This window comes from Streptomyces sp. NPDC002676, from assembly GCF_053592455.1.
This window is the reverse complement of sequence record NZ_JBSFVT010000002.1, coordinates 533,774-557,888: the sequence shown is the minus strand read 5'-3', so window position 1 is coordinate 557,888 and position 24,115 is coordinate 533,774. Positions and strand designations below refer to the sequence as shown.

The 24,115-nt window shown below is 72.4% G+C and carries 23 protein-coding genes; 10 read left to right on the top strand and 13 right to left on the bottom strand.

What is annotated here, in order from left to right; genetic code table 11:
• Positions 1-63 precede the first annotated feature (63 nt).
• On the bottom strand, positions 64-282 hold the full coding sequence (locus ACWD3E_RS09625; RefSeq protein WP_451386979.1) for a type A2 lantipeptide: 219 nt from the start codon (positions 280-282) through the stop codon (positions 64-66).
• Between the two features lie 424 nt (positions 283-706).
• Positions 707-1,120, bottom strand: coding sequence for a PaaI family thioesterase (locus ACWD3E_RS09620; protein WP_451354259.1), 414 nt, complete (start codon positions 1,118-1,120; stop codon positions 707-709).
• 199 nt (positions 1,121-1,319) lie between these two features.
• On the opposite strand from ACWD3E_RS09620, the gene ACWD3E_RS09615 reads away from it, so the two are divergent.
• Positions 1,320-2,687, top strand: a complete 1,368-nt coding sequence (locus tag ACWD3E_RS09615; RefSeq protein WP_451386978.1) for a S1 family peptidase — start codon at positions 1,320-1,322, stop codon at positions 2,685-2,687.
• Positions 2,688-2,830: 143 nt separating this feature from the next.
• On the opposite strand, the gene ACWD3E_RS09610 is transcribed toward ACWD3E_RS09615, so the two are convergent.
• Complete coding sequence (locus tag ACWD3E_RS09610; RefSeq protein WP_451387125.1) at positions 2,831-4,996, bottom strand: SpoIIE family protein phosphatase; 2,166 nt, start codon at positions 4,994-4,996, stop codon at positions 2,831-2,833.
• 200 nt (positions 4,997-5,196) lie between these two features.
• Here ACWD3E_RS09610 and ACWD3E_RS09605 point away from each other — a divergent pair, with 200 nt between their 5' ends.
• The 3 genes from ACWD3E_RS09605 to qcrB all read left to right on the top strand — a co-directional run bounded on the left by ACWD3E_RS09605 (position 5,197) and on the right by qcrB (position 9,491).
• A complete protein-coding gene (locus tag ACWD3E_RS09605) occupies positions 5,197-7,644 on the top strand; it encodes a SpoIIE family protein phosphatase (RefSeq protein WP_451386977.1) in 2,448 nt (815 codons plus the stop codon).
• 81 nt (positions 7,645-7,725) lie between these two features.
• Positions 7,726-8,001: a hypothetical protein gene (locus ACWD3E_RS09600; protein WP_451386976.1), complete on the top strand. Its 276-nt coding sequence runs from the start codon at positions 7,726-7,728 to the stop codon at positions 7,999-8,001.
• Complete coding sequence (gene qcrB / locus ACWD3E_RS09595; RefSeq protein ID WP_451386975.1) at positions 7,998-9,491, top strand: cytochrome bc1 complex cytochrome b subunit; 1,494 nt, start codon at positions 7,998-8,000, stop codon at positions 9,489-9,491. Before ACWD3E_RS09600 ends, qcrB begins: the two co-directional genes overlap by 4 nt.
• On the opposite strand, the gene ctaF is transcribed toward qcrB, so the two are convergent.
• Together ctaF and ctaD are read right to left on the bottom strand one after the other, a co-directional pair.
• Complete coding sequence (gene ctaF, locus ACWD3E_RS09590; protein ID WP_451386974.1) at positions 9,427-9,810, bottom strand: aa3-type cytochrome oxidase subunit IV; 384 nt, start codon at positions 9,808-9,810, stop codon at positions 9,427-9,429. The genes qcrB and ctaF overlap by 65 nt on opposite strands.
• Positions 9,807-11,471: an aa3-type cytochrome oxidase subunit I gene (ctaD, locus tag ACWD3E_RS09585; RefSeq protein ID WP_451386973.1), complete on the bottom strand. Its 1,665-nt coding sequence runs from the start codon at positions 11,469-11,471 to the stop codon at positions 9,807-9,809. The genes ctaF and ctaD overlap by 4 nt, the downstream gene beginning before the upstream one ends.
• A 163-nt stretch (positions 11,472-11,634) precedes the next feature.
• Here ctaD and rfbB point away from each other — a divergent pair, with 163 nt between their 5' ends.
• Positions 11,635-12,603: a dTDP-glucose 4,6-dehydratase gene (rfbB, locus tag ACWD3E_RS09580; RefSeq protein WP_451386972.1), complete on the top strand. Its 969-nt coding sequence runs from the start codon at positions 11,635-11,637 to the stop codon at positions 12,601-12,603.
• A 27-nt stretch (positions 12,604-12,630) separates the two neighbouring features.
• Here rfbB and ACWD3E_RS09575 read toward each other — a convergent pair whose 3' ends face one another.
• From ACWD3E_RS09575 to ACWD3E_RS09565, 3 genes are read right to left on the bottom strand one after another with little or no spacing between them, the layout of a single operon-like run.
• Positions 12,631-13,215, bottom strand: coding sequence for a hydrolase (locus tag ACWD3E_RS09575; RefSeq protein WP_451386971.1), 585 nt, complete (start codon positions 13,213-13,215; stop codon positions 12,631-12,633).
• A gap of 6 nt (positions 13,216-13,221) precedes the next feature.
• A complete protein-coding gene (locus ACWD3E_RS09570; protein ID WP_451386970.1) occupies positions 13,222-14,622 on the bottom strand; it encodes an MFS transporter in 1,401 nt (466 codons plus the stop codon).
• Between the two features lie 7 nt (positions 14,623-14,629).
• A complete protein-coding gene (locus tag ACWD3E_RS09565) occupies positions 14,630-15,067 on the bottom strand; it encodes a MarR family winged helix-turn-helix transcriptional regulator (protein ID WP_451386969.1) in 438 nt (145 codons plus the stop codon).
• 88 nt (positions 15,068-15,155) lie between these two features.
• Here ACWD3E_RS09565 and ACWD3E_RS09560 point away from each other — a divergent pair, with 88 nt between their 5' ends.
• Both ACWD3E_RS09560 and ACWD3E_RS09555 read left to right on the top strand, forming a co-directional pair.
• Positions 15,156-15,668, top strand: a complete 513-nt coding sequence (locus tag ACWD3E_RS09560) for a metallophosphoesterase family protein (protein WP_451386968.1) — start codon at positions 15,156-15,158, stop codon at positions 15,666-15,668.
• A gap of 41 nt (positions 15,669-15,709) precedes the next feature.
• Positions 15,710-16,306: a GNAT family N-acetyltransferase gene (locus ACWD3E_RS09555; RefSeq protein ID WP_451386967.1), complete on the top strand. Its 597-nt coding sequence runs from the start codon at positions 15,710-15,712 to the stop codon at positions 16,304-16,306.
• Between the two features lie 18 nt (positions 16,307-16,324).
• On the opposite strand, the gene ACWD3E_RS09550 is transcribed toward ACWD3E_RS09555, so the two are convergent.
• Positions 16,325-17,431 carry an XdhC family protein gene (locus ACWD3E_RS09550; protein ID WP_451386966.1) on the bottom strand — a complete coding sequence of 369 codons (1,107 nt, stop codon included), beginning with the start codon at positions 17,429-17,431 and terminating at the stop codon, positions 16,325-16,327.
• Positions 17,432-17,585: 154 nt separating this feature from the next.
• The gene (locus ACWD3E_RS09545; protein WP_451386965.1) at positions 17,586-18,851 is read right to left on the bottom strand and encodes a YncE family protein; all 1,266 of its coding nucleotides are present in this window, start codon (positions 18,849-18,851) and stop codon (positions 17,586-17,588) included.
• A gap of 154 nt (positions 18,852-19,005) precedes the next feature.
• On the opposite strand from ACWD3E_RS09545, the gene ACWD3E_RS09540 reads away from it, so the two are divergent.
• Together ACWD3E_RS09540 and ACWD3E_RS09535 are read left to right on the top strand one after the other, a co-directional pair.
• Positions 19,006-19,668 carry a TetR/AcrR family transcriptional regulator gene (locus ACWD3E_RS09540; protein ID WP_451386964.1) on the top strand — a complete coding sequence of 221 codons (663 nt, stop codon included), beginning with the start codon at positions 19,006-19,008 and terminating at the stop codon, positions 19,666-19,668.
• A 161-nt stretch (positions 19,669-19,829) separates the two neighbouring features.
• The gene (locus tag ACWD3E_RS09535) at positions 19,830-20,855 is read left to right on the top strand and encodes an alcohol dehydrogenase (RefSeq protein WP_451386963.1); all 1,026 of its coding nucleotides are present in this window, start codon (positions 19,830-19,832) and stop codon (positions 20,853-20,855) included.
• A 19-nt stretch (positions 20,856-20,874) separates the two neighbouring features.
• Here the strand turns inward: ACWD3E_RS09535 and ACWD3E_RS09530 are convergent, their stop codons facing one another.
• Positions 20,875-22,104 carry a glycosyltransferase gene (locus ACWD3E_RS09530; protein ID WP_451387124.1) on the bottom strand — a complete coding sequence of 410 codons (1,230 nt, stop codon included), beginning with the start codon at positions 22,102-22,104 and terminating at the stop codon, positions 20,875-20,877.
• Between the two features lie 125 nt (positions 22,105-22,229).
• On the opposite strand from ACWD3E_RS09530, the gene ACWD3E_RS09525 reads away from it, so the two are divergent.
• Positions 22,230-22,805, top strand: a complete 576-nt coding sequence (locus ACWD3E_RS09525; RefSeq protein WP_451386962.1) for a TetR/AcrR family transcriptional regulator — start codon at positions 22,230-22,232, stop codon at positions 22,803-22,805.
• Positions 22,806-22,809: 4 nt separating this feature from the next.
• Here ACWD3E_RS09525 and ACWD3E_RS09520 read toward each other — a convergent pair whose 3' ends face one another.
• Both ACWD3E_RS09520 and ACWD3E_RS09515 read right to left on the bottom strand, forming a co-directional pair.
• Entirely contained in the window at positions 22,810-23,430 is a 621-nt protein-coding gene (locus tag ACWD3E_RS09520; RefSeq protein WP_451386961.1) for a DUF2218 domain-containing protein, read from the bottom strand.
• A 34-nt stretch (positions 23,431-23,464) separates the two neighbouring features.
• A complete protein-coding gene (locus ACWD3E_RS09515; protein ID WP_451386960.1) occupies positions 23,465-24,046 on the bottom strand; it encodes a class I SAM-dependent methyltransferase in 582 nt (193 codons plus the stop codon).
• Between the last annotated feature and the right edge of the window lie 69 nt (positions 24,047-24,115).

The following is a 24,115-nucleotide window of genomic DNA, read 5'->3' as shown; positions in this document are numbered from 1 at the left end:
CGGGCACCCGAGAGCCCCGGAGCCGAGGGGCGGCTCCGGGACCCAGGTGACACCGAGGTGCGATCAGAGACCGGCAACCGTGGCGGTCAGCGGCGCGGTGTTGATGCCGGCAACGCCGGTGACCGTGCCGACAACCGTGTTGACCAGGCCGTTGACGCCCGGGGCAACCTCGTTCACGGTGGCGAGGGTGCTGTTGAGGGTGTTCACGGACAGACCGCCGGAGACGTTGTCCAGCTCGGCGTCCGAGATCTCGACGGTCTCAACCTGGGGGGTGGAGTTCATGGTGGAACTTCCCTTCGTATTGATATTTCACAAGGGGGAGCGCGGGGGCCCGCAGGACCCCGCGGTGCGATGGATCAAAGCACGCAGGCGGGGCGGGCTTCCAATCAATCAGGCCTCTCACCAGGGCACTTGGTGTACAGACCGGCTCAACCGTGCAGGTCTGCGCACGGCATGTCGGCGACTCCTTCACATGCCCCACGGCATCACCGCGCCCGGCCTCTTGCCCGCGGGGCACCGAATCCGGCAGTTCGCGCCAAAGGCACGACAGGGGGGCGCGTGAATGTGCAGAACTCCTGCTGCCGGTGACTTGCTTGGGCGGCCGATGTGCAGATTCCCTGAAGCCGGGATTCCGGTACGTGAGCGAAACCGAACGTCACTGATCGGTGGCTGAGCGTGTCGGTGCAGAACGGTCAGCCGGTAGTGATCAGCCCAGAATCGCGTACACCGTGCTCGCCCTAGCCGCGAGCGCTCCCGACCCGGCGTCGCTCAGCGTGATGTCCGCGAACGCCATCCGCCGGCCCAGCTTCGTCAGCACCGCTTCGATCAGGACATCCGCACACGTCACCGCCCGCTGGAACGACGTCGACTGCTGAACCGTCGTCATCGGCACGAAGCCGCCCCGCGCGGCCGAGACCGCGATCACCGTCGCCGTGTCCGCCGCCGCCATCAGCGCCTGCCCCGACAAGCCGCCGCCTTCTCGGGCCAACCGGTCCGACCAGGGCAGACGCAGCACCGCGCGGTCGTCTCCCACCGCCTCGACGGACAGCCCGAGATCGAGCACCCAGGGGGCGAAGTTGGCGGAGAGGATCTTGTCGGCCTCGGCGGGGGTCATCGTCATGTCGGGGATTGTTCCCGGCCGCACCGCGCGACACGCGCAGCGTGGCCGATTCACCGCCGCGGCACGCCGGTTGGGCGCCGGCAGATGAACGCACCGCGCGCCCGGTCCGTACGTACGGCCATCCAGGCGCCCCGATCGAGCTGCCCGACAGCGGCAGACCCCCGTACCCAGGAGGTCGAGAAGGTTGAGTCACAAGCGAATGCCCAGGCGTAAGGCCGCGATGGCGGTGGGCGGTGTCGCGGCGCTCGGAGCGGCGGCCCTCCTGCTGCCCAATGCCCACGCGTCCCAGGACCAGGACAGCGCGGCCCCGGACGGTGCCGCCACCGCGAAGACCCTGAAGGCCGCGGACGCCTCGGATCTCGCCGCGCGGCTGCAGAAGAGCCTGGGCGACGCGCTCGCCGGGTCCTACTACGACAGCGGCAGGCAACAGCTGGTCGTCAACGTGGTCAGCGGCGACGACAACGTGGTCGTGCAGGCGAAGAAGGCGGGCGCGGCCGTCCGCCGGGTCGACAACAGCACCGCCGAACTCAAGACCGCCGCACGTACGTTGAAGACACATGCGACCATCCCGGGCACCTCCTGGGCCGTCGACCCGCGCACGGACAAGGTCCTGGTCACCGCCGACAGCACCGTCACCGGCGCGCAGTGGAAGCGACTGCAGTCGACCGTGCGGAGCCTCGGCTCCGGCATGGCCACCCTCAAGAAGTCCTCGGGCACCTTCAAGACCTTCGTCTCGGGCGGCGACGCCATCTTCTCCCAGGTGCAGGGCGGCGGCGTCCGCTGCTCCCTCGGCTTCAACGTCACCGCCTCCGACGGCAGCCCCGCCTTCCTGACGGCCGGTCACTGCGGGGTGGCCGCCAAGCAGTGGTCGGACTCGCAGAACGGTCAGCCGATCGCCACGGTGGACCAGGCGACCTTCCCGGGCAACGACTTCTCGCTGGTGAAGTACGACGACCCCAACACCCAGGCGCCGAGCGAGGTCAACACCGGCAACGGCCAGACCGTGCAGATCACGCAGGCCGCGGACGCCACCGTCGGCGAGACCGTGTTCCGGATGGGCTCCACGACCGGTCTGCACGACGGCCAGGTCACCGGCCTCGACGCCACGGTCAACTTCCAGAGCGAGACCGACCCGAACGGCGTCGACACCGTCAACGGGCTCATCCAGACGAACGTCTGCGCCGAGCCCGGCGACAGCGGCGGCTCGCTGTTCACCCAGGACGGCGGCGCGGTCGGCCTCACCTCCGGCGGCAGCGGCGACTGCACCAGCGGCGGCGAGACCTTCTTCCAGCCGGTCACCGCCGCGCTCCAGGCCACGGGAGCGACCCTCGGCGACGGGGGCAAGGCCGGTAACGGGGGCAGTGGCGCGGGCGATCAGTCGGGGGCCGGCGGCGATCAGTCGGGGGCCGGAGGCGATCAGAGCGGCGCCACCGCCGACCCGTCCGCCACGGCGGCCGACCCGAGCGGCACGGGTGACCCGTCCGGTACAGGCGATCCCTCCGGTACGGGCGATCCGTCCGGCACCGGCGCGGAGGGCGACGGCTCGTCCCTCACCGGCACCAACTGACCGACTGACGAGCACCAACTGACCCGCAGCAACTGACCCGCACTCCCCTGAACCCCCTCCGGCCCTTCCCGCGGTTCCGGCCGGCAGGGGTGGGTCCGGCCCTCCGGCGGGAGGGCCGGACCCCGCCGCGGCCCGAGGCGGTGTCAGTCGTCCCGCGCCCGCAGCAGCAGCACCGCCACGTCGTCCACCCGCTCCCGCCCGGCCACGCTGTGCCGGACCAACTCGTCGGCAAGCCGCTCCAGCGGCCGGTCGCCGAACTCGGCGAGCAGCGCGCCCAGCCCGACCAGCGCGTCCTCGATGTCGACGTCGGGGGACTCCACCAGACCGTCGGTGTAGAGGACGAGAACCGAGCCGGGTGAGAAGGGCACCTCGGTCGTCGGGTACGTCGCCGCCGCGTCGATGCCCAGCAGCGGGCCCCCGGCGAGGTCGAGCACCCGCACCCGCCCGTCGGGCCGTCGCAGCAGCGGCGGCGGATGGCCCGCGCGGGCCATCACGACCCGCCCGCCCGCCGGTTCCAGCCGCAGGTACAGGCAACTGGCGAACAGGTCGGCACCGAGGTCGATCAGCAGCCGGTTGGTGCTGCGCATCACCTCCTGCGGCGGCTGCCCCACCGCGGTGTACGCCCGCACCCCGGTGCGGATCTGCCCCATCAGGCCCGCCGCCGTCACGTTGTGCCCCTGGACGTCCCCGATCACCGCCGCCGCCTGCGGCCGGCTCGGTATCAGGTCGTAGAAGTCGCCGCCGATCTCCATCCCGTACGTCGCCGGGAGATAGCGCGCGGCGGCCGTGATGCCGGGCGGCGGCACCAGCGTGTGCGGCAGGAGCGCTTGCTGGAGTCCGTGCGCCAGGCGGTGCTCGGCGTCGTACAGCAGGGCCCGCTCCAACGCCTGCGCGATCAGCCCGCCCAGGCTGTTCAGCACCGCCCGTTCGTCGGCGGGGAAGACGTGCGGTTCGGCGTACGCCAGCACACACGTGCCCACCGGCCGCCCGGACGCGATCAGCGGCAGATATGCCCAGGCCGCGAAGCCGTCCGGCGTCTCCTGGCGGCCTGGATACAGCCGCTCCAACTGCTCCCGCGAGTCGAAGAACCCGGGCACCCCGCTGGTCAGCGCCTGCGTGCCCGGGGTGCGCTCGCTCAGCGGCAGCCCGTCGAACCGCTCCACGCTGTGCGGATTCGGATATCCGCGGTGCCCCAGCACATGCAGCCGCCCGGCCTGCGAGCCGAGGATCACCAGCGCCTGGCAGCCGACGGCCGGGGCGATCTCGTCCCAGACCAGCTGGACGACGTCCTGCACGCTCACCGCCTCGGTCAGCGCGCCGGCCAGGCTGAGCAGCTGGGAGATGGTCACCAGCCGGGACGGTGCCGGCCCGGTCTGCGGCGCGCCGCTCGTCATGTCCGCCACCGCCCGGGCCCGGCTGATGCGCACGCTCAGTCCGTTCGTGCTCGGGTACAGCCGGAACGAGAGCCACTCGCCGGGCGGGCGCAGCGCCACGAACGACGTCATCTGCTGGCTCATCAGCGCCGCCCGGTAACGGTCCTCGTACAACGGGTCGTTCAGCCATGGCACCGACACCCACGGCAGCGTGCCGAGCAGCTCGCGCAAAGGTCTGCCGAGCAGCTCGGCGGCGGCCGTGTTGGCGAAGGCGATCCGGCCGTGCAGGTCCAGGGACACCAGCCCGTACGGCAGCCGGGACACCATCCGCGCCGCCTCGACGGAGCTCAGCGAGCCCGCCATGCCCGTCATGGGTGTCGCCATGACATCGGGCTCGTGGCGGACGGGCCGGTTCTCCGCGGCGGCCAGCTCCAGGCGCGCCGCCAGCCGGTCGCAGGCGCCGGTGAGCTGGTCGCGCTCCGCGTCGGACAGCTCCGTGGGACGGCCGCCCGGCCAGGTGACGAACACTGCGCCGTACACCCTGGTCTCCGTCGCCACGGGCACCGCGGCGAGTGCGAAACGGTACGGCAGCACGACCGCGATCCGCGGGTAGCGGCGGGCCATCTCCTGCTCGCCGCCCACCCAGATCAGGCGCCGTTCGCGCACCGCGTCCGCGACCGGGAGCGGCGCGCTGAGCCCGACCCGCTCCCAGGGCGCCGCGAACGCCCGGGGCATGCCCGCGTGCACCGCCATCTCCAGGACCGGCTCGTCGCGCCTGAGCAGATAGACCGCGCCGGAGTGCGCGTGCACCTCGTCCATCATCGAGGCCAGCGCGATCGACAGCACAGGCCCGTCGGCCGGTCCCCGGGTGACCGGCATCCCCGGCCCCGACCGCGGCCTCGGCCCGGGCTCCGGCCCGTCGGACACGCCGACCACCTCCTCGTACGGCCGCGCATCGCATCCGGTCGCATTCCGTCGCACCCCGTTGTGTCCAGGGCACAAGGCTCCCTCGTGATGCTGCCGCACGCACGGCGAGCCCATCACCCGGGTACCCCGGGAAATCCGCGGGGCGGCCGAGGGCGCGGCGTGTGGTCACAGAGGCTGCGCAGGCGGCCCATAAGCGCTGTAATGGCGAAGTGGCCAGTGAGGGCGCTGCGGTCAGCCGCACGAGGACGGAGCGTGCCGAAGTCGCCCTGGACATGCTCACCGCGGACCCCGGCGCGCCCGATCGGCTGCGCCGTGTCCTCGAACAGGCGCTCGTCTTCACCGGGGCGGCGTTCGCCGGGGTGTACACGCCCGGCGACGACCCGTCCGTCCTGTGCCTGGCCGAGTCCGTCGGCCTGCCGCGCACCCTGTACGGCGTCCGCGACGGCTACCCGGTCGCGGGCTGCTCCGTGGCCGCCGAGGTCCATCGCACCGGACAGCCCCGCTGGCTCGGCCCGGAGGAGCTGGCCGGCTGCCCCGAGGCGCGGCGCACCCCCTCCCCGGACTTCGCCCTGGCCGCCCTGCCGCTCGGCCCGCCGCACGGAGGCTGTCTGCTCGCCGTCACCGAGCACCCCGGCGGTTTCGGCACCGACGACCGCGCCTGCCTGGAGCTGATCGCCCGCGCGGTCGCCGTGCCCGCCCCGGCAGGCCGGGCCGCCGACACCGGCGAGCTGCCCGTCGACGCGTTCAGCCTGGCGGTGGACAGCGGGCGGGTCGAGGTCGGCGACGGGATCCTGAGGCTGTTCGGCATCGGCCGGGACGCCTTCGACGGCCGGGTGGAGACCCTGCTCGCGCACACCGTGCCCGAGGACCTGCCCGCCCTGATGTCCGTGGTCGAGGCCGACCACATGTCCATCGGCGACCGAGAACTGGAGTTCCGCATCCTCCAGCCCTCGGGCCCGCCCAAGTGGCTCCGGCTCCTGGGCCGGCTGGTGCCCGCCGGCAAGGGCCGCCCGGCCCGGCTCGTCGGCACCGTGCAGGACGCCTCCACGCTGCGCTCCGAGGTCACCGACGTGGCCCGGGTGCAGCGCCTGGCCGCGGCCCTCGCCACCGCCGGCTCCGTCAAGGACGTCGGGAAGGCCGTCGTCGCCGCCCTGCGCAAGCCGCTGCAGGCCGACCGGCTCGCGCTGGCCGAACTGGAGAAGGACCGCCTCGTCGTCACCGTCCTGGACCCGCCCGAACCCGAGGCCTGGCCCGAGCTGTGGCGCACCGAGTGGCGCACCGAGTGGCCCGACGCGCCGGTGCGGGTCATGCCCACCCTCGCCGCCGCACTGCGCGAGGGCCGAGCCCAGATCTGGCCCGCCGGCACCCCGGTGGAACCCGCCCTCGCCGACGTCGGTCCCGGCGGTTTCGCCGTCCTGCCGCTGCCCGCGGGCGGCCGTATGGCCGGCGTCTGCCTGATCGGCTGGGACGAGCCGCACGAGTTCGGCCCCGACGAACGCGCCCTGCTCACCGCCTGCGCCGGCCTTGCCGGGGAGGCCCTGCTGCGCGCCCACGCCTTCGACGCCGAGCACGAACTCGTCGGCATGCTCCAGCGCACCCTGCTGCCGCGCCGCCTGCCCCGGCTGCCCGGCGCGGTCGCCGTCGCCCGCTATCTGCCCACCACCGCCGGCCTGGAGGTCGGCGGCGACTGGTACGACGTGATCCCGCTCGCCGAGAACCACGCCGCTCTCGTCATCGGCGACGTCCAGGGCCACAATGCGGGCGCCGCCACCCTGATGGGCCAGATGCGCACCGCGCTGCGCGCCTACGCCGCCGAGGGGCACCCGCCGGACGTGGTCGTTTCGCACGCCAACCGGCTGCTCGTGGAGATGGAGACCGACCTCTTCGCCACCTGCTGCTACGTCGACGTCGACATGGAGCAGGGCACCGCCTGGTGCGTGCGCGCCGGCCATCTGCCGCCCGTGCTGCGCCACCCGGACGGATCCACCGAGATCGCCGAGGCCGAGGGCGGCCCGCCGCTCGGCGTGCTCGGTCAGGCCGAGTTTCCGATGACCCAGCTGCGGCTCCAGCCCGGCACGCTGGTCGCGCTCACCACCGACGGCCTGGTGGAGTCCCCCGGCACCGACATCGACGAGGGCATGGACCGGCTGACCAGCGAGCTGGCCGCCGCCGACCCCGCCCACCTCGGCCTGGTCGCCGACACCCTGCTGACCGGCGCGCACCGCGGCGACGACGTCGCCCTGCTGCTGATGCGCTACGACGGCATGGCCGTCCGCCCGCTGCGCGAGACCTGGACGGTGTGGCGGGTCCCGCAGGCGGTCGGGCACGCCCGCCGTTTCACCCGGCGCACCCTGCGCGCCTGGGGGGTTTCGCCGGACACCCTCGACACCGCCCTGCTCGTCGTCTCCGAACTGGTCACCAACGCGCTCGTGCACACCGGCGGCCAGGTCCGGCTCGACCTCAGCCTGGTCAACCACCGGCTGCGGCTCGCCGTCGCGGACACCTCACCGCGCAGCCCGGTCAAGCCCACCAGCATCGGCTGGGAGGCCACCGGGGGACGGGGCATCCTCCTGGTGGAGGCGGTCTCGGCGGCCTGGGGAACGGTCCCGGTCAGCGGCGGCAAGCTGGTGTGGGCGGACCTCGTACCCGAGCCCTGAGCGGCCACTCGGGTACGGGTGGGTGCCGTGCCCGGCAGGTCGAAGGGGCCCGCCCGCCTCCCGTACTTAGGGTCGGGTGCCGTGGCGCACACCTTCGATGAACTGGTCGAGAAGCAGCGGGCGGCCGACGCGGCCCACGCGCAGGTCCTGGAGCTGCGGGAGGCGTACGGCCCGCCGGCCGAGCAGGGGATGACCGGTGCTCAGGCGGGCACCTACGAGACCGCCCTGCGCGCCTGGCGCGACCTGGACCGGGACGCGCAGACCGCGGTGAGCGAGTACGCCAGGCAGACGGGACGTCCCCGCGGCGAGGTCGAGGCCGAGGTGCAACGGGCGGCCGGCGCGCCGGAGGACAGGTGAGCGGCGGCGCCCGCCGCGCCGAGCGCCTCGCGGACGCCGTCGACGCCCGCCTGCCCGCCTACGAGGCCGGTCCGCTGCTGCGCAAGGCGTTCCCCGACCACTGGTCCTTCCTGCTCGGCGAACTCGCTCTCTACAGCCTCGTCCTGCTCTTCCTGACCGGGATCTGGCTGACCCTGTTCTTCAGCCCGGAGATGAACGAGGTCGTCTACGACGGCCCCTACGCCCCCCTGCGCGGGGTGCGCATGTCGGCCGCCTTCGACTCCACCCTGCACATCAGCTTCGAGGTGCGCGGCGGTCTCCTGATGCGGCAGGCCCACCACTGGGCGGCGCTCGTCTTCGTCGCCGCGATCGGTGTCCACCTGCTGCGGATCTTCTTCACCGGCGCATTCCGCCGGCCCCGCGAGGTGAACTGGGCGATCGGGCTGACCCTGTTCGTGCTCGCGCTCGCCGAGGGCTTCGCCGGCTACTCGCTCCCCGACGACCTGCTTTCCGGCACCGGGCTGCGCATCGCGCAGGGCATCATGACCTCGCTGCCGGTCGTCGGGACGTACGTCGGCTTCTTCGCCTTCGGCGGAGCGTTCCCCGGCCACCAGATCATCACCCGGCTCTACCCGCTGCACATCCTGCTGCTGCCCGGCGCCCTGATCGCGCTCGTCACCGTGCACCTCACGCTGGTCTTCTACCTCAAGCACACGCAGTGGCGCGGCCCGGGCCGCAGCAACCGCAACGCCCTCGGCAAACCTCTCTTCCCGCAGTTCACCGCGTCCTCCGGCGGGCTGTCCCTCATCGTCTGCGGCGTGCTGGTGCTGCTCGGGGGCCTCGCCCAGATCAACCCGGTCTGGAAGTACGGCCCCTATGATCCCGCCGTGGCCTCCACCGGCGCCCAGCCCGACTGGTACGTGGGCTTCCTGGAGGGCGCGCTGCGGCTGATGCCCCCGTGGGAGACGAACGTCGCCGGGCACACCTTCATGTGGAACGTGCTGCTTCCGGCCGTCGTCCTGCCCGGTCTGCTGTTCGCCGTGCTCTACGCCTACCCGTTCGTGGAGCAGCGCCTGACGGGGGAGGGGCGGCGCGAGCAGCACCTGTGCGACCGGCCGCGCGAACGCCCCGTCCGCTCCGGGCTGGGCGTCGCGGGCATCGTCTTCTACGGCGTGCTGCTGCTGGCCGGCGGCAACGACATCGCCGCCCAGACCTTCCGCATCTCCGTCAACGCGCTCACCTGGGTCCTGCGCGTCACCCTCGTCGCGGCGCCCGTCCTCGCCTTCCTGCTGACCCGCTGGCTGTGTCTGGCCCTGACCGAGGCCGAACGCGAGCGGCTCGAACGAGGCGTGTCCACCGGTGAGATCCGGCAGAGCGTCACCGGCGGCTACGACAGCGCCCACCAGCCCGTCGAGACGTTCCGGCCCGGCGCGCCCCGCAGACCGCTCACCGGTCCACGTACTGGAACACAAAGCCGAACACACCACGCGCCAGAACGCCGCAACCGATGATGAACAGCCACAGCCCGAAGACCACCCCGGTCGCCGTCACCGCGAAACCGAACGCGGTGACGATCGGCCACACGCTGTCGGCCGGGAAGAACGCCACCCGACCGGCCCCGGCCGCCACCTCCACACCAGGGCGGTCCTGGGCGCGCGGGCCCCGGCGCCGGTACTGGATGAGACAGAAGAACGCGACCAGCGACGCCATCCCGAACGCCACGACCAGCGCGGTCGTACCGGTCTCGTCCTTCGACCACACCCCGTACAACGCGGCGGACCCGCCGAAGAACAGCGCCACACCGCCGAACAGCAACGCCTCCGTCCTCACCGCAGCCCCTCCTCCTCGGCCTTCCGCACGGCCTCCGGGTGGTGCAGGTCGAAGGCGGGCGACTCCGAGCGGATCCGGGGCAGCGCCACGAAGTTGTGCCGCGGCGGCGGGCAGGTCGTCGCCCACTCCAGGCCGCGCCCCCACCCCCACGGATCGTCCTCGGTGACCTTCGTGCCCTTCACGGTGGTGCGCCAGACGTTGTACAGGAACGGCAGGGTGGAGACGCCGAGCAGGAACGCCCCCGCCGAGGACAGGGTGTTGAGCAGGGTGAAGCCGTCGTTCGGCAGGTAGTCCGCGTACCGGCGGGGCATCCCGGCCTCGCCCAGCCAGTGCTGCACCAGGAACGTCAGCTGGAACGCCGGGAACAGCAGCCAGAAGTGCAGTTTGCCGAGCCGCTCGTCCAGCATCTTCCCGGTCATCTTCGGCCACCAGAAGTAGAACCCGGCGAACATCGCGAACACCACCGTGCCGAACAGCACGTAGTGCAGGTGCGCCACGATGAAGTACGAGTCGGTGAGGTGGAAGTCCAGCGGCGGCGAGGCGATGAGCACCCCGCTCAGCCCGCCGAGCAGGAACGACACCAGGAAGCCCAGCGACCACAGCATCGGTGTCTCGAACGAGATCGAGCCGTGCCACATCGTGCCGATCCAGGCGAAGAACTTGATGCCCGTGGGCACCGCGATCAGGAACGACATCAGGGAGAAGAACGGCAGCAGCACCGCGCCCGTCGCGAACATGTGGTGCGCCCACACCACCGCCGACAGCATGGTGATCGCGATCGTCGCCCCGATCATCGGCACATAGCCGAACAGCGGCTTGCGGGAGAACACCGGCAGGATCTCCGAGACGACCCCGAAGAACGGCAGCGCCACGATGTACACCTCCGGGTGCCCGAAGAACCAGAACAGGTGCTGCCACAGCAGCGCGCCGCCGTTCGTCGCATCGAAGACGTGGGAGCCGAACTTCCGGTCCGACTCCAGCGCCAGGAGGTCCGCGGCCAGCACCGGGAAGGCGGGCAGCACCAGGATCGAGGTGAACAGGATGTTCCAGGTGAAGATCGGCATCCGGAACATCGTCATTCCCGGGGCGCGCAGGCACAGGATGGTGGTGATGAAGTTGACCGCGCCCAGCGTGGTCGACACACCGGTCACCACCAGGCCCATCACCCACAGGTCGCTGCCCGCGCCGGGGGAGTAGTAGGCGCTGTTGAGCGGCGCGTACCCGAACCAGCCGAACGCCGCGGCGCCGCCCGGCACCAGGAACCCGGACACCACCATCAGCCCGCCGAACAGGTACATCCAGTACGACAGCGCGTTGAGCCGCGGGAAGGCCACGTCCGGCGCGCCGATCTGCAGCGGCATCACGGCGTTGGCGAACCCGGCGAACATCGGCGTCGCGAACAGCAGCATCATGATCGTGCCGTGGACCGTGAAGAACTGGTCGTAGCCCTGCTCGCTCAGGAACTGCAGCCCCGGCCGGGCGAGTTCCGCGCGCATCGCGAGCGCGAGCAGCCCGGCGAGGAGGAAGAAGCAGAACGCCGTGACCATGTAGAGGCGGCCGATCACCTTGTGATCGGTCGTGGAGGCCCAGCGCAACAGGGCCCGGCCGGGCCGCGGTGCGGGGGCCGTGTACCGTGCGGTGATCTCCCTGAAGTCTGGCATTTCCGGTAGTTCGGTCATCCCGGGCGACGCTACCGCACCCGCGGCCGCGGAAGCGGCGCAGACACCTCCCCGCCGCCCTCGGCCGGCCTCGGCGTCGTACAGTCGTCATCCTCGGGGGCCCGGCAAGGTGCGGAGGAGAACACGGCAAGGTGCGGATCCGTTCATGAACCTCCTCGTCACCGGCGCCGCCGGGTTCATCGGCTCCACATACGTGCGCGCGCTCCTCGCCGACGACGCCCCCGACGCGCCCCGCATCACCGTGCTGGACAAGCTCACCTACGCCGGCACGCTCACCAACCTCCCCGCCGGCCATGCCCGGCTCGACTTCGTGCACGGCGACATCACCGATGCCGGACTGGTCGACAAGCTGATGGCGGACGCCGACCAGGTGGTGCACTTCGCCGCAGAGTCGCACGTCGACCGGTCCATCGAGGGCGCGGGCGCGTTCGTGCGCACCAACGTCCTCGGCACCCAGACCCTGCTGGACGCCGCCGTGCGCCACGGGGTCGGCCCGTTCGTGCACATCTCCACCGACGAGGTGTACGGCTCCATCGAGACCGGCTCCTGGCCGGAGACGCACCCGCTGGCCCCCACGTCCCCGTACGCGGCCTCCAAGGCCTCCTCCGACCTGCTCGCCCTCGCCTGCCACCGCACCCACGGCCTGGACGTCCGCGTCACCCGCTGCTCCAACAACTACGGCCCGCACCAGTTCCCCGAGAAGGTGATCCCGCTCTTCGTCACCCGCCTCCTCGACGGCCTCGACGTCCCGCTCTACGGCGACGGGCGCAACATCCGCGACTGGCTGCACGTCGAGGACCACTGCCGGGGTATCGAACTCGTCCGTACGAAGGGCCGCCCCGGCGAGGTCTACAACCTCGGCGGCGGTACCGAGCTGAGCAACAGGGAACTCACCGGCCTCCTCCTCGACGCGTGCGGCGCGGGCTGGGACCGGGTGACGTACGTCCCCGACCGCAAGGGCCACGACCTGCGCTACTCGGTCGATTGGAGCAAGGCCCGCGACGAACTCGGCTATCGCCCGCGGCGCGACTTCGCCGCCGGGCTCGCCGGGACGGTCGCCTGGTACCGCGAGAACCGAGCCTGGTGGGAGCCGCTGAAGCAGCGCGGTGCGTGATCACCGGCCCCCACCCTCCGGACTCCGTCAGGCGTGGGTCTTGGCCAGCAGCTCCAGGATCTCCTCGGTCGTGCCGCTCTCGCCGAGGCGCGGGAAGATCCGCTCGACGCTGCCCGCGTGTGCCGCGGGGTCGCTGTCGGCCATGGCGTCCGTGGCCAGGGTGACGTGGTAGCCGTGGGCGTACGCGTCCCGGGCGGTGGACTCGACGCCGATGCTGGTGGCGATGCCGGTCAGCACGATCTGGGTGATGCCGCGGCGGCGCAGCTGGACGTCCAGGTCGGTGCCGTACAGGGCGCTCCAGTTGTGCTTGGTGACCCGGATGTCGCCGGGGTGCCCGGAGAGTTCGTCCACGATCACATCCCAGCCCTCGGGGAAGGCGAGACCGCGCGCCTGGCGCTCGGTCCGGCCGGGGACGACGTCCGCCCAGTCGGGCGCGAAGGCCACCCGGACCAGGACCACGGGGAGGTTGCGGGCCCGGAAGGCCTCGGCGAGCCGCGCCGTGCGGGCCACCACGTCCGAGGCGGCGTACGGCTGGGTGGGCATGCCCACGATGCCGTTCTGGAGGTCGATCGCGACGAGGGCGGTGCGGGGGTCGAGCGTGGTCAGAGCCATGGGTGTTCAGGCCTTTCGAGGGGGCGTTCCGGTGGTGGTACGGGTCAGTGAACGGTCCGGCAGAGTCGACGCCAGCAACAGCACGGAGCCGGCGAGCATGAACAGGGCCAGGCCGTGCAGCCCGGCCGTGTCGGCGCGGTGCGGGTAGAACGCCGCGGTGGCGGCGGACGCGCCCAGCGCGCCGAGGTACATGAAGGTCCGCAGCAGCCCGGCGGCGGAGGCGATCCGCTCGGGATCGGCCTGTCGGTACAGGGCGTTCTGCGTGGCGAGGCCGATGAGCCCCTGCGGCACGCCGATCAGCGCGCCGACCGCGACCAGCAGCCAGAACGGGCTGTCCGCGCCGACCAGGAGCAGCAGGGCGCAGGCCGCCGACTGCAGGACGGAGCCGACGAGCAGCTTGGTGCGCACCGCCTCGCGGCGCCCGGTGAGCGTGGAGACGGTCAGCGCGGTGACCGACAGCGGCAGCAGCGCGAGCCCGGCGCCGGAGGCGCTCAGCCCGCGGCCCTCCTCCAGCCACTGCGTGTATCCGTACATGAAGGCGTACGAGGTGGTGTAGCCGAGGAACTGCCGCAGATACGTGGCGAGCAGCGGGCCGTTGCCGCCTAGCAGGCGCAGGTCGATGAACGGGTCCGGCACCCGCAGCTCGCGCAGCGCGAAGCCGGCGGCAGCCGCGGCGGACAGCACCGGCAGATACCAGCGGTCGGCGCTCGGGCCCATCAGGAACACCATGAGGGCGACCAGCAGCAGGGCGAACAGCGCCATGCCGGGCACGTCCACACCGCCGCGGCGCGTCGCCGTCCGGGGCAGCCGCAGCGCGCCGAGCACCAGACACGCCGCCGACAGCGGCACGTTGACGGTGAACACCGCACGCCAGCCGCCGACGCCGATCAGCAGCCCGCCGAGCGCGGGCCCGACCACGGCCACCGTCTGGTTGGCGACGGCCAGCACGGTCAGCACACCCGCCGGGCTGTCCTGCCCGGTGCGTTCGGCCTCGCTGCGGGTCAGCCGCATGGCCGCCGGGTACGCGGCCGACGTCCCGAACCCCAGCAGCACCCGCGCCGCGATCAGCGCGCCCAGCGAGGGAGCGAGCGCGCCCAGCAGCCCCGCGACACCGACCAGCGCCGTACCGCAGAGGTAGAGCCTGCGCGGGCCGTACATGTCCACCAGCCGGCCGATGACCGGCTGGCCGACGGCCGTGGCCAGATACAGCGCCGAGACCAGCCAGACCGTCTCGGCGGGCGGGGCCCCGAAGGCGACGCCGATCGGCACCAGTGCCACGGCGATCATCGAGGAGTTGACCGGGTTCAGCACCGAGCCGAGCACCATCGGCGCGATCAGCCGGCGGTCGAACCCGGCGGGGGAGGGGCGGGCCGTTCGCCGGTCACGGCGGGCGAGCTTCGGTATCACCGTCGCATCACGGCTGCGAGAGCCGTTCCAGCAGCTCCATCGCCTTGAGGATCGTCTGCCGCTCGTCCTCGGTGTAGCGGTCCTCGAAGGCGCGGGCCAGCCACTCCTCGCGCAGCTGCCTGTTGCCCTCGACGCGGGCCCGGCCGGCCTCGGTGAGGGTGACCAGCTGGCGGCGGCCGTCGTCGGGGTCGGGGGCGCGGCGGATCAGGCCGTGCTGGTCGAGGGCGGCCAGGGTGGTCGCCATCGACTGCGGCCGTACGCCCTCCGCGGCGGCCAGGGCGCTGGCCGTGGCCGCGCCGTGCTTGCCGACCAGGGAGAGCGCCGACTCCTGCGACGGGGTCAGGTCGGCGTCCTGCGCGACCTCGCGGATACGGCGCCGCAGCCGGCTGAAGACCACGCGCAGGTCGCGCGCGGTGCGGGCGGCGGAATCGGACATGTGAGCCATGGCGTCAGCCTAGATTTGTCAGGCAAGACTGTCCAGTTCAGGCTGTTCAGTTTTACCTGAAGATTATCGATGCGGATAGGTTGGTGGGGTGCGTCTCCTGCTGATGTCCGACACCCATCTCCCGAAGCGCGCCAAGCGGCTCCCGGAGCAGCTGCTCGCCGAACTGCCGCACGCGGACGTCGTCTTCCACGCCGGCGACTGGGTCGACACCGCCACCCTCGACCTGCTGGAGAACAGCTGCCGCCGCCTCATCGGCGTGTACGGCAACAACGACGGCCCCGCGCTGCGCGCCCGGCTCCCCGAGGTGGCGTACGCCGAACTCGACGGGCTGCGCTTCGGTGTCGTGCACGAGACCGGGCCCGCCCAGGGCCGCGAGGCGCGCTGTGCCGCCCGCTTCCCTGGCCTCGACGTCCTCGTCTTCGGCCACAGCCACATCCCCTGGGACACCACCGCCCCCGGCGGCCTGCGCCTGCTCAACCCCGGCTCCCCGACCGACCGCCGTCGGCAGCCGCACTGCACGTACCTCACCGCGACCCTCGCCGCAGGCACGCTCACCGAGGTCACCCTGCACCGGCTGCCGAGCGCGACAGCCACGGCATAAATCACTTCCGCCGCCGTGTGTCAGCCGGGCAGGATGCCGAGATGATCTCTGAAGCAGGCATCCCCGCAGACGTCGTTCCCGCAGGTCGCATGGCTGAGAGCGAGCAGCCCGTGCTCGCACTGCCCAGCGGGCTGGAGCTGCGGCCGTGGCGGGTCGACGAAGGCGACGCCGAGGCCCTGACGGCCGCCGGGCAGGACCCCGCGATCCGCCTGTGGAACCGGTTCGCCGTCGGCAGCCCCGAGGAGGCGCGCCGCAGGATCGAGCGCATGCACCAGCGCTGGCGGGCCGAGACCGCCGCCGTGTGGGCCATCGCCAGGCCGGGCGGCGCAGCCATCGGGCTCGGCGCCTGGGGCGACATCGACCTCGCCGACGGCACCGCCGAGATCGTCTACTGGGTCCTGCCCGAGGCCCGCGGCGCCGGCATCGTGGCCGAGGCGACCCGGCGGCTCACCCAGTGGGCCCTGGACGACCTGGGCCTGCACCGCCTGCGCCTGTGCCACTCGGTCGCCAACCCCGCTTCGTGCCGGGTGGCGGAGAAGGCCGGCTACGCCTTGGAGGGCACCCAGCGCAGCGCCCTGCTGCACGCGGACGGCTGGCACGACCAGCACCTGCACGCGCGCGTGGCCACAGACGCCTGAGCGCGGGGGCGCCGCGGATCAGGCCATGCCCCTTGGATGGATCGCCCCGCTCGTCGCGCTCAGCGGCAGCCCGGTGCCGCCCCAGCGCAGGGCGACGATCTCCGCCGCCACCGACACCGCGACCTCCTCCGGTGTACGGGCGCCGAGGTCGAGCCCGACGGGGGAGCGCAGACGGGCCAGTTCCTCGTCCGTGACGCCCGACCCGGCCAGGCGATGCAGCCGGTCCTCGTGGGTGCGGCGGCTGCCCATCGCCCCGATGTACGCCGCCGGACGCCGCAGCGCCTCCCGCAGCAGGGGCACGTCGAACTTGGGATCGTGGGTGAGGACGCAGACCACCGTCCGCTCGTCGGTGTGCGTGCCGCGCAGGTAGCGGTGCGGCCAGTCCGCGACGACCTCCACACCCTCCGGGAACCGGCTGGGCGTGGCGAACACCGGGCGGGCGTCGCACACGGTCACCCGGTAGCCGAGGAAGTCCCCGATCCGGGCCACCGCGGCGGCGTAGTCGATGGCGCCGAACACCAGCATTCTCGGCGGCGGCGCGAAGGACTGCAGGAACACCGTGACGGCGTCCTCGCGTCGCTCCCCGTGCGGCCCGTAGTGCCTCAGGCCCGTCGCGCCGAGGGCCAGTTCGCCGCGCGCGTCCGCGGCCACCGCCGCGTCGAGGCCCGTCGTGCCCAGCCCGCCGGCGGCCGTGCCGTGCCACACGGCGAGCGTCGCCCCGCGCGGAGCGGGCCCGTCGACCACGGTGGCCACGGTGACCGGCTCGCCGCCCGCGACCGACGCCATGACCGCCCCGAAGGAGGGGTCCCGGACGGGGGTGACCGGCCGTACCAGGACGGTGATCTCGCCGCCGCAGGTCAGCCCGACCGCGAACGCGTCCTCGTCGCTGTACCCGTACTTCTCCAGCCGTGCCTCGCCGCTCTCGGTGACCTCCTGGGCCAGCTCGAACACCGCGCCCTCCACGCAGCCCCCGGACACGCTGCCGACGACCTCCCCGTCCGGGCCGACCGCCATCGCGGCGCCGGGCTCGCGCGGCGCGCTGCGGCTGACCGCGACGACCGTGGCGAGCCCGAAGGGCACATGGGCGGCGTACCACCGCTCCAGCACGGTGAGAATCTCGCGCATGGTCCGCTCCTAGGCCCCCTGTCACAGCCCGTAGTCGAACGTTAATCCGCTGGCGCGGTCCGCGCACCTCGCCGCCGCTGCGCTGTGACGGTGTGACGGCGAGACGGCCTCCGGAGTGAGTGGGGGCACCTCGGAGGCCGTCGTCCATGGAGGGTCAACTGCCGGACGGACCGGTCCAGTCGGACTGCACATGGCCCAGCCGGACCCGCTGCGGATGGTCGCCGACGGGGACCGACGTCACCTTGCGGCCCGTGGCGAAGTCGATCGCGGTGACCTGGTCGGCGCCGCTCTCGGAGATGATGCAGTCCAAGCCGTCGCCGCTGACCGTGGCCCAGTACGGCTTGGAGGCGGTGACCAGCGGGCCCTCCTGGAGGGTGGCGCGGTCGACCACCGTGGCGTAGTCGTCCATGGTGCCCGCGACACACAGCTTCGTGCCCGCGGGGTTCATCGAAATGCCGTGGTGGCGCGAGTCGTTGACCCACGTGGTGCGGTCCTGGCTGGTCGCCGGGTTCTTCGGCAGCGTCTTCACCCTGGTGATCTTGTCGGCCGCGACGTCGTACTCCAGGAAGCCGTTGAAGAACGACACCTGGAAGTACAGCTTGGACTCGTCGGGGGAGAACACGGCCGGACGCACGGCGTCGGAGAAGTCCTTCAGCCCGATCGCGTCCAGCCGCTGCCGCATGTCGATGACCCTGACCTGCTTGTACGTCGTCGCGTCCACGATCGTGATGTGCCGGTCGCCCTTGGTCCAGTCCCAGGCCGGGTCGTCGAGCGCGGTGTCGACGTTGCCGATGGACATGTTCCAGATGTACTTGCCGTCCTTGGTGAAGATGTTCTCGTGCGGCTTGTCGCCGGTCGCGAACGAGCCGAGCTGCCTACCGGTGTTGATGTCCAGCACGTGCACGGTGTTCGCGGTCGAGGCCGACACCGCCACCCGGGTGCCGTCGGGCGAGACCGCCATGTGGTCGGCGCGGTAACCGGCCACCGGGAAACGCCAGTTGATCCGACCGGTGGCCAGGTCGATCGAGACGACGTCCGCGAAGCTCGGCCGGGAGACCACGACCGACCTGCCGTCGGGTGTGGAGTACATGTCGTCGGCGAACTGGTCGTGGCCCTCGCCGACGCTGTTGCGGATCGCCATGAAGTAGATCCACTTGACCGGGTCGGCGTTGATCTCCGCCATCCGCTGGTCCTTGTCCGGGATGACGTTGACCCTGCCTATCTTCGCGAAGTCACCGGAGGACCTGATGACATCGGCGGTGCCGTCCCAGTTGTTGCCGACGAACAGCACCTCGCGCAGATCCGAGGCGGCGGAAGAGGTGATGGATCCTGCGGCGGAGGCGGCCGTCGCGGGGCCCGCGACGGTCAGGACGAGGGCGGCGGCTACGGAGCAAAGGTGCCTGGTTCTGGAGGCAGGCATGACTGCTCTCTTTCCTCGGGGGAATCTGAACACGGGCGCATTCACAGTGGACTTACTGAAAAGTAAGGAGAGGGCGCCCTTCTCGACAAGATGTGTGCACGACAAGATTGGGCTCACCGGTGGGAGACGGCCGGTGGGTGACGGAGGGGGAAGCGTGTCGGGGAGGCTCAAGGCGCCGACGGGCCGCTACGGCGGCAGGTCCGCCGAGGAACGGAAGGCGGAGCGCCGCCGCCGGTTCCTGGACGCGGCGCTCCGGCTGTTCGGCGACAGCCCGGGCTACCGGGGGACCACGGTCGCCGCGCTGAGCCAGGCCGCGGGCCTGTCCACGCGCCAGTTCTACGAGGAGTTCCACACCCTGGAGGACGTCCTCGCAGCGCTGCATCTGGAGGTCAACGCCTGGGCGGAGCGGGCGGTGCTGGACGCGCTCGCCACGGCCGAGGGGCTGCCGCTGGCCGAGCGGGTCGCCGTACTGTTCCACGCCTACGCCCGCGACGTCACCTCCGACCCGTGCCGCATCCGCATCGCCTTCGTGGAGATCATCGGGGTCAGCGCCCGGCTGGAGGAACAGCGCCTGTCCCGTCGCGCACGCTGGGTCGACCTGATCCGCGCCGAGGCCGACGCGGCCGTGGCACGCGGCGAGGCGGCGCCCCGGGACTACCACCTTGCGGCCACGGCCTTCATCGGCAGCGTCAACGGTCTGCTCCACGACTGGAGTGCCGGCTGGGTGGCCGCGAGCCTCGACGAGGTCGTCGACGAACTCGTCCGCCAGCTGCTCGGCATCCTGCGGCCGGCGGGGTGGCGTCCCGCGTCCGTCTGACCTCCGGCCCGGTCTCCAGGGTCCGTACGGTTCGACGCGCGCGATCGCCCCGGAGCTGGTCTGCTGGATCGGGGGGCATCGGGGTCAACGGGGGGCCGTCGGGAGGCTTGCATACGCGTTCCCGCTTTCCCGGAGACGTGCATGAGTACCTGGAGAAACGCATGAGTACCTATCGAGTTGCGCAGGTGACCGCCCCGAACGGCACGTTCGAGCTGGTCGAGCGAGAGGTGCCGCAGCCCGGTCCCGGCGAGGTGCGGATCGCGGTGGAGGCGTGCGGGATCTGCCACAGCGATGCGATGTTCGTGGGCGCCGCCCTGCCCGGCGTGACGTTCCCGGAGGTCCCCGGGCACGAGATCGCCGGGCGCATCGAGGAGCTGGGCCAGGACACGCACGAGCGCGGGTGGCGGGTCGGCGACCGGGTGGCCGTCGGCTGGTTCGGCGGCAGCTGCGGTCACTGCGGGCCCTGCCGCGAGGGCGACTTCATCGTGTGCCCGAACCTGAAGGTCCCGGGGTGGGCCTACGACGGGGGCTTCGGCGAGAAGGTCGTCGCGCCCGTCGACGCCCTGGCCCGGATCCCCGACGCGCTGGCGGCGAGCGACGCCGGGCCCTTGGCCTGCGCGGGCGTGACCACGTACAACGGGCTGCGCCGCAGCCCCGCGCGGGCCGGGGACCTGGTCGCCGTGCTCGGCATCGGCGGCCTGGGGCACCTCGGGGTGCAGTACGCGGTCGCGATGGGCTTCGAGACCGTGGCCATCGCCCGCGGCCCCGAGAAGGCCGACTTCGCCAAGCAGCTCGGCGCCCACCACTACGTCGACAGCACCGCCGGCACTCCGGTCGGCGAGGCGCTGCAGTCCCTCGGCGGCGCCAAGGTCGTCCTGGCCACCGCGGGGAACTCCGAGGCCATCACGGCCACCGTGGACGGCCTGGCACACCGCGGGGAGCTGGTGGTCATCGGAGCGGACGTGGAGCCGCTGGGCATCAGCCCGGTCCAGCTGCTCATGGCCGGCCGTGTCGTGCGGGGCCACCCGTCCGGCACCTCCCAGGACGTGGAGGACACCATGGCGTTCAGCGCCCTGAACGGCATCCGCCCGATGACCGAGACGGTACCGCTGGACCGTGCGGAGGAGGCCTACCAGAAGATGCTCGCCGGGAAGGCCCGCTTCCGGATGGTGCTGAGCATGGGCTGAGGGCCGACGGGCCCGAGGCTCAGCCGGCCAGCGCGTTCACGGCGTCCAGGACCGGCGTCACCCCGTCCTCCGCCCGGATGCGCTCGCCGAGGCCCCGGGCCCGGGTGCCGTACGACGGTTCGCGTATCGCTCGCCGCAGCGCCGCGGACAGGGTCCCGACGGTCAGCCGGCGCAGCGGTACGGCGGCCGGGGCCACGCCCAGCGACACCAGCCGGGCCGCCCAGAACCCCTCGTCGAACTGGACCGGCACCGGCACCGCCGGCACCCCGGCGCGCAGCCCCGCCGCCGTCGTGCCCGCGCCGGCGTGGTGGACCACGGCGGCCATGCGTGGAAACAGCGCCGAGTGCGCCACCTCGCCGATGGTCAGCATGTCGTCGCCGTCCGCCGCGAGGCCGCCCCAGCCGCGCTGGATCACCCCGCGCAGCCCGGCCCGCCGCAGCGCCGCCACGACCTGGGCGCTGAGCCGGGCCGCGTCCGGCACGGTGGCGCTGCCCAGACCGACGAACACCGGTGGCGGCCCGGAGTCGAGGAAGTCCCGTACGGATCGGGGGAGTTGGGTTTCGGTGTCGTACGGCCACCAGTAGCCGCACACCTCAAGACCCGGTCGCCAGTCCCGGGGGCGGGGCACCACCAGCGGGCTGAAGCCGTGCTGCACCGGCCAGTGCCGCTGCTCTCGCGTCCGCATCGCGGCACCGGTGCGCTGCCGGGGCAGCCCCAGCCGGGTGCGCATGCCGGGCACGGACGCCGCGAAGACCTGCTCCGCGGCGCGGTTCACCCCGTGCCCCGCGGTCTGGTTGACCACCGCTCCCCAGGTGCCTCGGCCGAGGACGGGCGGGGCGAACTCGCGTGTGGTGGCGAGGGGTTGCAGATACACCCCCATGCTCGGCAGTCGCAGACCTTCGCCGATCGCATGCCCGATAGGCGCCAGCGAGGCCGACAGGAGCAGGAGATCGCTCTGCCGCGCCGCGGCCAGCAGGTCCTCCGCCATCTCCCCGACCAGCCGACGCGCCAGGTCGGCCAGGCGCAGCAGTTTCCCGACTCCGCTGGTGCTGCGGTGCAGCCCTCGGCCGCGCGGGGACTCCAACTCGGCCCGCGGGTCCACCGGCAGCGCGTGGAACCCGACCCCGGACCCCGCGACCAGCGGCTCGAAGCAGCCGTGGGTGACGAGGGTGACCTCGTGTCCGGCCTGGACGAGCTGGTGTCCGAGTCCGGTGTAGGGAGCCACGTCGCCCCGGGATCCCGCCGTCATGATGGCAATCCGCACGAGGGCCAGTATGGCGTAATGCACTGATGCACTGATGCACTGAGGCATCGAGTCAGAGTGTCCAGAACCGGACGAAGTGTATCGAGAGCGTCCTCACGTACACTGACCAGGTGCCGAAGCTGTGGAACGAGACCATCGAGGAGCACCGACGCGCCGTCCGGGACGCGGTGCTGGAGACCACGGCGAAGCTCGTCGGCGAGCAGGGGCTGCGGGGCGTGACGATGTCGCGGATCGCCGAGGAGAGCGGCATTGGCCGGGCCACGCTCTACAAGTACTTCCCGGACGTCGAATCCATCATGACGGCCTGGCACGAACGCCGGATCACCGGTCACCTCGACCAGCTCGCCGAACTGCGTGACCGCCCCGGGACCCCCGGCGAACGGCTGGCCGCCGTCCTGGAGGCCTACGCGTTCATCCAGCAGCAACGGCACGGCCATGGGGGAGAGTTGTCGGCGCTCCTGCACCGGGGCGACCACGTGGCGCACGCCGAGCAGCACCTGCGCGGGTTCATCCGGGGCCTGCTGGCCGAGGGGGTGGAGACGGGCGACGTACGGGACGACGTCACGCCCGACGAACTGGCCGGGTACTGCCTCCACGCCCTCGCCGGGGCGGGCGGCCTGACCTCCAAGGCCGCGGTCAAGCGGCTCGTCGCGGTCACCCTGTCCGGACTGCGCCACCAGGCCTGACCGGTCAACTCCCGCCGGGTGTGCGCCGGGCCAGGAAGGCCTTGCCCCGGCCGAGACCCGCGCGGCCCAGGACGACGTGCCCGGCCATGAAGACGACCTTCAGCGCGACGAGTGCCAGGACGCCGCCCGCGGCCCAGTCCGTCCACGAGGGGGCGGCCGTCACTGCTCCGGCGACACCGAGGTGCAGGGCGACGACGAGGACGCCGACCGCGACAAGACCCGCCGGTCCGGCCAGCCCTCGGAGTCTCCCCTTGCCGCCCCCGGCGGGCAGGGGAGCGGGCGTCGGGGGGTGCTGCCAGGTCACCGTCAGGCCGTCACGCCGGCCGATCTTTTCGAGGCGTCCGGTGATGCCGTTCCGGAGCTTTCGCAGGGCCTCCTCGTCATCGGCCTCGACGCGCAGCGTCAGCGCCTCCGCGGTGGCGTCGAGGGTCCACCGGCCCTCGGCGAAGCGGACGGTCCCGTGGGTGCCGGACCACTCGACGTGCTCGACGGCGGGCATCCGGCGGCCCCCATGGGCGGCGGGCGCCCGGTGGCGCATGCCGCGCATCGAGTCCGTGTGGCGGCAGAGTTGGACGAGGTACCGGCTCGCGCGGTCGGTCGCGATCCGGGTTTCGCAGGCAGGCATGGGTTCCTCGTTTCGTGCGGCTGTCCCGCGGAGTTCAGACTCTGGAGACGACGGCCAGCCAGGCCCGGATGCCGTCCGGGTCGGTGGTGACGTCGATCGTGGCCGGTTCGATGGAGTCGACGCGGCAACCGTCGGCGAACGATGACGCGATCTCGTCCCGCGTCACCCGCCTCGGGCCCTGGTCGCCGGGCTGCCGGTCGCTGAAGCAGAGCATGAAGTAGCGGCCACCCGGCGTCAGTACGGCGCGCAGGCTGTCGACGAAGGCGGCGCGGTCCTCGTCGCCGAAGATGTGGAACAGCCCGCAGTCGAGCACGGTGTCGAAGGACTCTCCGAGTTCGGCCAGACTGCGGGCGTCGTGGTGCAGGAACCGCGCGGTGAGTCCCCGGTCGCGCGCCTTCTGCCGCGCGGCCTCCAGGGCTCGGGAGGCGAGGTCGACGCCGGTGGCGTCCAGGCCCAGGCTCGCGCACATGAGCACGTGCTCGCCGGTACCGCAGCCGACGTCCAGCACCCGGCCGCGGATCTCTCCCGCGTCGGCCGGCGCGCGGAATTCCGGCTGCGGCCGGCCGATGTCCCACGGGGGAGGACTGGCGTACATGTCGTCGGGCCGGTGCCACATACGGATGCTCCTTCGCCGGCGACCGTCCGGAGCGTCGTCCGGCTTGCCTGGCGTCCAGATTTATCGAGA

What these genes read in the sequence shown, in the direction of transcription:
- ACWD3E_RS09565 (WP_451386969.1), bottom strand. Translation starts at nt 15,067, where the DNA reads ATGGCTCACATGTCCGATTCCGCCGCCCGCACCGCGCGCGACCTGCGC.
- ctaD (WP_451386973.1), bottom strand. Translation starts at nt 11,471, where the DNA reads ATGCCAGACTTCAGGGAGATCACCGCACGGTACACGGCCCCCGCACCG.
- ACWD3E_RS09555 (WP_451386967.1), top strand. Translation starts at nt 15,710, where the DNA reads ATGATCTCTGAAGCAGGCATCCCCGCAGACGTCGTTCCCGCAGGTCGC.
- ACWD3E_RS09515 (WP_451386960.1), bottom strand. Translation starts at nt 24,046, where the DNA reads ATGTGGCACCGGCCCGACGACATGTACGCCAGTCCTCCCCCGTGGGAC.
- ACWD3E_RS09615 (WP_451386978.1), top strand. Translation starts at nt 1,320, where the DNA reads ATGCCCAGGCGTAAGGCCGCGATGGCGGTGGGCGGTGTCGCGGCGCTC.
- ACWD3E_RS09530 (WP_451387124.1), bottom strand. Translation starts at nt 22,104, where the DNA reads ATGACGGCGGGATCCCGGGGCGACGTGGCTCCCTACACCGGACTCGGA.
- ACWD3E_RS09550 (WP_451386966.1), bottom strand. Translation starts at nt 17,431, where the DNA reads ATGCGCGAGATTCTCACCGTGCTGGAGCGGTGGTACGCCGCCCATGTG.
- rfbB (WP_451386972.1), top strand. Translation starts at nt 11,635, where the DNA reads ATGAACCTCCTCGTCACCGGCGCCGCCGGGTTCATCGGCTCCACATAC.
- ACWD3E_RS09535 (WP_451386963.1), top strand. Translation starts at nt 19,830, where the DNA reads ATGAGTACCTATCGAGTTGCGCAGGTGACCGCCCCGAACGGCACGTTC.
- ACWD3E_RS09575 (WP_451386971.1), bottom strand. Translation starts at nt 13,215, where the DNA reads ATGGCTCTGACCACGCTCGACCCCCGCACCGCCCTCGTCGCGATCGAC.
- ACWD3E_RS09625 (WP_451386979.1), bottom strand. Translation starts at nt 282, where the DNA reads ATGAACTCCACCCCCCAGGTTGAGACCGTCGAGATCTCGGACGCCGAG.
- ACWD3E_RS09620 (WP_451354259.1), bottom strand. Translation starts at nt 1,120, where the DNA reads ATGACGATGACCCCCGCCGAGGCCGACAAGATCCTCTCCGCCAACTTC.
- ACWD3E_RS09520 (WP_451386961.1), bottom strand. Translation starts at nt 23,430, where the DNA reads ATGCCTGCCTGCGAAACCCGGATCGCGACCGACCGCGCGAGCCGGTAC.
- ACWD3E_RS09545 (WP_451386965.1), bottom strand. Translation starts at nt 18,851, where the DNA reads ATGCCTGCCTCCAGAACCAGGCACCTTTGCTCCGTAGCCGCCGCCCTC.